Origin of the sequence: Kitasatospora sp. NPDC059812, assembly GCF_042732075.1 — a bacterium.
GTDB lineage: Bacteria > Actinomycetota > Actinomycetes > Streptomycetales > Streptomycetaceae > Kitasatospora.
The window spans coordinates 19,048-23,930 of record NZ_JBHWIO010000119.1; the positions used below are offsets into that span (position 1 = coordinate 19,048).

Consider the following 4,883-nt stretch of genomic DNA (forward strand, 5'->3'; position numbering starts at 1 on the left):
CTCTATTGTGTACCCCGCCCCCCGGGGGGGGGGGGGGGGGGGGGGGCGGCGGCCCCCGGGGCGGGGGGGGTCGCGGGCCGGGGCGCGGGGCGCGGGGGGGGTGGTTGTGCGTGCGGGCGGCTCAGGCGGTGGGCACCTGCTGGGTGATGCAGTGGACACCGCCGCCGCCGTAGGCGATCACCCGGGAGCGGACCCCGACGACCTTGCGGCCGGGCAGGGCGGCCGCGATGGCGGCGAGGGCCCCCTTGTCCTCCGGGACGTCGGCGACCGGGACGACGACGCCGCCGTTGGCGATGTAGAAGTTGAGGTAGCCGACCTCGACGTCGGTGCCGTTGACCTCGACGAAGGCGCTCTGCGGGACTTCGAGGATCTCCAGCTTGCGGCCCCGGGCGTCGGTGGCGGCCGCCAGGACGGCGTGGTTGGCGCGCATGCGCTCGTAGTCGGGGTGCTCGGGGTCGGCGGGCAGCTGGACGATCACCTTGCCGGGGGCGACGAACGCGCAGACGCCGTCCACGTGGCCGTCGGTCTCGGTGTCCAGCAGACCGCCGTACGGCAGCCAGATGATCGTGCTGACGCCGAGCTTCGCGATCAGCTCGGCCTCGATCTCCTCCTTGCTCATCCCCGGGTTGCGGTTCGGGTTCAGCAGGCACTGCTCGGTGGTGATCAGCGTGCCCTCGCCGTCGACCGTGATCGCCCCGCCTTCGAGGATCATCCGGGAGTCGATGCGCTCGACGCCCAGGCGCTCCAGCAGCCGCCCGGCGATCAGGTCGTCGGTGTCGTACGGGTGGTGCTTGCCGCCCCAGGCGTTGAAGCGGAAGTCCACACCGGCCCGCCGGCCGTCCTCGCCGAGCACGAAGATCGGCCCGGAGTCGCGGAACCACGAGTCGTCGATGGGGAGTTCCACGACCTCGACGCCCTCCCCGCACAGCTCCTGCGCCTCGGCGCCCCGGTCCGGCAGCGCGACCATCGTGACCGGCTCGAACTCGGCGATCGCCCGGGCGACCTGGGCGTACTCCCGCTTGGCCTCCTCGAAGGTCTCCCCCCAGAGGTCCGACCTGGTCGGCCAGGCCATCAGGCACCCGTCGTGGGGGGTCCACTCGGCCGGCATCTGGAACGTCATGACGGATCCTTCTCTCTTGTTCTAATTTTCAGTCAGGATGGGGTCGAGAGTGGCCGACCGAGGTGGTCGGCGGGGGGCTCGGCCGCGCTCAGCCGCGTTCAGCCGGCGGGCGGTACGGCGGGCTGCGACTGGGTGGAGCAGTGGATGCCGCCGCCGCCGCTCGCGATGTTGTCGATGTTGAGCTGGACGACGGTGCGGTCGGGGTACTTGGCCTGGAGGATCGCGTAGGCGACCCCGTCCGCGTAGCCGTCGCCGAACTGCGGGACGAGGACGGCGCCGTTGGCCGTGTAGTAGTTGGTGTAGCTGGACAGGAAGTCCTTGCCCGTTCCCCGGATGGAGTTGCGGTCGGGGCCGGGCAGCTCCGTGATGGTCAGGCGGCGGCCCTGGGCGTCGGTGGCGTTCTGCAGGGCCTGCCTGGTCTGCTGGTAGACCGCGACCCACCGGGGGTCGGTGCCCGGGCCGGGCTGGTCCAGCATGACCTGGCCGGGGGAGATGAAGCGGGCCAGGCAGTCGATGTGGCAGTCGGTGATGTCCTGGCCGGCCAGGCCCGGGACCCAGATGACCTTGTCCAGGCCGAGCGTCGACCTCAGCGCCTGCTCGACCTGGTCCCGGGTCATGCCCGGGTTGCGGTTGGGGTTCACCAGCGAGCTCTCGGTGGCCAGCAGGGTGCCCTGTCCGTCGGTCTCCAGCGAGCCGCCCTCGCCCACGAACGGGGCCTGGACGCGGGCGATCCCGTACTGGGACAGGAGCGTGCCCGCGGCCGCGGCGTCGTTGGCGTACGGCTGGTAGTAGGAGGTGCCGTGCTTGCCCCAGCCGTTGAAGTTGGTGTCCACCCCGGCGATGGCACCGGGTGCGACGACGAAGGTCGGGCCGAAGTCCCGGATCCACAGGTCGTCGTTCGGGATCTCCAGGACCTCGATGCCGTAGTACGCGCCGGAGCCGCAGTAGTACCGGGCGTCGGCGGCCTGCCCGGGGCGGGCCAGCACCGCGACCGGCTCGTAGCGCGAGAGCTCGTACGCGACGTTCGCGATGTCCCGGCGGACGCCCGACAGCTGGTTGCGCCAGACCGAGGACAGGGCGGGCCAGGCCATGAAGGTGCGGGTGTGCCGGTCGGTCTCTGCGGGCATCCGCAGCGTGGCGCCGGACGGCGTCGCGGCTGCGGCTGCGGCCGCGTCCGTGGCTGCGGCTGTGTCCGTGGCTGTTTCTGCGGCCGCGGCGACCGAGGTGCCGAGGCCGGTGGCGAACGCGGCGCCGAGGGCCGCTGCGGGCAGGGCGGCAGCGCCGAATCTGAGCAGGCTGCGGCGGGTGGGAACGGGCGTGTCCAAGAGGACTCCCTTGGGGGCGGGGAGGTGTGGGGTGACGCACATCTTGGCTGCAACTAAAAATTCAGTCAATACCCGATACGTACGGTATCGCGGTTTTCCTTGCCACACCGGCCTGGCCTGAGCCTGTCGTGAACCTGTCGTGAGCCCCGATCCGAGGTCGCCCGCCTGGCCGCAGGGTCATTGGGCCCTGAAACTTTGATCAGGAATTCCTCCACGAGGGGCCCCGGCCGGGTAGGGTGATCGCTTGTGTCGGATCGTCGAACAGAGATACTCATCGCCGCCACCCGCGTCATCGCGCGGCGTGGCGTGCGCGGGCTGCGCGTGGGTGAACTGGCCGCCGAGGCGGGGGTGTCCACCTCGCTGCTGTACTACCACTTCACCGACCGGGCCGGGCTGCTCCGCAAGACCCTGGAGTTCATCAGCGACCGGGCGGACCGCTACACCGCCGAGGGGGACTCGGCGGGGTACTCGGACGATCCCCGACGCGATCTCGAACAGGTCCTGCTCCTGGAACTCCAGGACACCCCGGACGTGCGCGAGAACAGCACCGCCTGGGGGGAGTTGAGGGCCAGCGCGGTCTTCGAGCCCGATCTCCGGGAGGAGCTGGCACGGGCCACCCACGCCTGGGTGCACGACGTCGCGGACCTGCTCGGCCGCGCCCGCCCCGAGGCCACGGCGCCGGCCCACACGGCCTCCGCCGAACGCCTCACCGTCCTGATCGAGGGCCTCAGCGCCCGCTGGTTGACCGGCTCGATGCCGCTGGAGCACGCGCGACGCCTGCTCCGGGAGGCGATCGAGGTCGAGCTGGAGGCGCTGCCGGCCGTCGTACGGTGCCGCTGCTGACCGACCTTCCACCTGCCCGCAGTTCGCCGGGGACGCCGCGGCCCAGTTCTTCACCCGACACCTGAGGTGAGGCCGGGCCGTCGGACCGGCGGCAGACGGTAGCCGATGTCGGCCGGCCTGCCACTCGTCGACGGCAGGTCCCGGCCGTCTACAGGTCTCTGCACCGTGGGCCCCTGCCGAACTCTCGGCAGGGGCCCGTGCTGCCCGAAGTCAGAACTGGTCGATTTCTGCAGAGCTTCGAGGAGGCCGCACGCCCCGGCGGGTGTCAGTCGAACCGCGCGTTCACCCCGCGGCCGGGATGTCGTGGGTGGCGCAGTGGATGCCGCCACCTCCGGCGGCGATGTTGTCGATCTTGACGGGGACGATCTCGCGGTCGGGGAAGTGCTGCTTGAGGATCTGCTGGGCGCGGTCGTCGGCGCGGTCGTCGCCGAACTTCGGGAGGTAGACGCCCTTGGAGCCGACGTAGAAGTTCATGTAGGAGGAGACGAAGGCGTCGCCGCGGCCGGTGATCTTGTCGGGGTCGGGCTGCTGGAGTTCGATGACGTCGAGCTTCTTGCCGCGGGCGTCGACGGCGTCCTTGAAGACGCCGCGGGCCTGGTCGGCGGAGCGGGACCAGACGTCGGCGGGCGAGCCGGGGAAGGCCTGGTCGAGCAGGACGACGCCGGGGGCGGCGAAGCGGGTGAGGCAGTCGACGTGGGCGTCGGTGATGTCCTTGCCCTTGACGCCGGCCAGCCAGATCACGGTGGTGACGCCGAGGGCCTTCTTGAGCTCGGCCTCGACCTGGTCGCGGGACATGCCGGGGTTGCGGTTGCCGTTGACGACGGAGCTCTCGGTGACCAGCAGGGTGCCCTGGCCGTCGGTCTCGAAGGAGCCGCCTTCGGCGACCAGCTTCGTCTCGATGCGTTCGACGCCGTACTTGGCCAGGACGGTGCGGGCGATCTTGCCGTCGTTGGCGTGCTGCTGCTTGTTGCCCCAGCCGTTGAAGTTGAAGTCGACGCCCTTGACCTTGCCGCCCTCCTCGACGAACACCGGCAGGGTGTCGCGGGCCCACAGGTCGTCGACGGCGATGGGGACGACCTCGACCGCGGAGCCGCACGCGCTCTGCGCGGCGTCCCTCTGTTCGGGGCGGGCCATCAGGACGACCGGTTCGCGGGCGGCGATGGCCCGCGCCAGGCCGGCGATGTCCTTCCGGACGTCGGGGAGCTGGTCGCCCCAGACGTTCTCCGAGGCGGGCCAGGACATCACGGTGCGGACGTGCTTCTCCCATTCGGCGCCGAAGCGGCGTCCGCCGGGCGCCGCCGGGGCCCCGGACGGCTGCGGCGCCCCGGAAGACTGCGGGGCCTGCGTGGCGTCCTCGACGGGTTCGTCGAGGTCCGAACAGGCGGTCAGGCCGAGGGCGAGGACGCCCGCGCCGCCGAGGGAGCGCAGGATGGTGCGGCGGGACAGATCAGGGTGGGGCAGTCGGGTAGCCGGGGGGGGGTGGCCCCCCCCCCCCCCCCCCCCAACCCCCCCGCCGGGGGGGGCCCCCCCCCCCCCCACACCGCCCCCCCGGGGGGGGTTGTTTGTGTTGTGGGGTTTGGGGGAGTGATTTGGGG

Annotated in this window: 4 protein-coding genes; 1 reads left to right on the forward strand and 3 read right to left on the reverse strand. The window is 71.8% G+C overall.

The window, feature by feature from the left end:
* Positions 1-121 precede the first annotated feature (121 nt).
* On the reverse strand, positions 122-1,120 hold the full coding sequence (locus tag ACFV6D_RS35795; protein WP_380562931.1) for an agmatine/peptidylarginine deiminase: 999 nt from the start codon (positions 1,118-1,120) through the stop codon (positions 122-124).
* Between the two features lie 98 nt (positions 1,121-1,218).
* On the reverse strand, positions 1,219-2,445 hold the full coding sequence (locus ACFV6D_RS35800; RefSeq protein ID WP_380562933.1) for an agmatine/peptidylarginine deiminase: 1,227 nt from the start codon (positions 2,443-2,445) through the stop codon (positions 1,219-1,221).
* A 246-nt stretch (positions 2,446-2,691) separates the two neighbouring features.
* On the opposite strand from ACFV6D_RS35800, the gene ACFV6D_RS35805 reads away from it, so the two are divergent.
* Positions 2,692-3,288 (forward strand): TetR/AcrR family transcriptional regulator, encoded by a 597-nt coding sequence (locus tag ACFV6D_RS35805; RefSeq protein WP_063352386.1) that lies wholly within the window; start codon positions 2,692-2,694, stop codon positions 3,286-3,288.
* Between the two features lie 282 nt (positions 3,289-3,570).
* Here the strand turns inward: ACFV6D_RS35805 and ACFV6D_RS35810 are convergent, their stop codons facing one another.
* Positions 3,571-4,734 (reverse strand): agmatine/peptidylarginine deiminase, encoded by a 1,164-nt coding sequence (locus tag ACFV6D_RS35810; protein ID WP_380562935.1) that lies wholly within the window; start codon positions 4,732-4,734, stop codon positions 3,571-3,573.
* Between the last annotated feature and the right edge of the window lie 149 nt (positions 4,735-4,883).

Bases quoted from the DNA above. Each gene is read 5' to 3' on its own strand.
- ACFV6D_RS35795 (WP_380562931.1), bottom strand. From the start codon at position 1,120: ATGACGTTCCAGATGCCGGCCGAGTGGACCCCCCACGACGGGTGCCTG.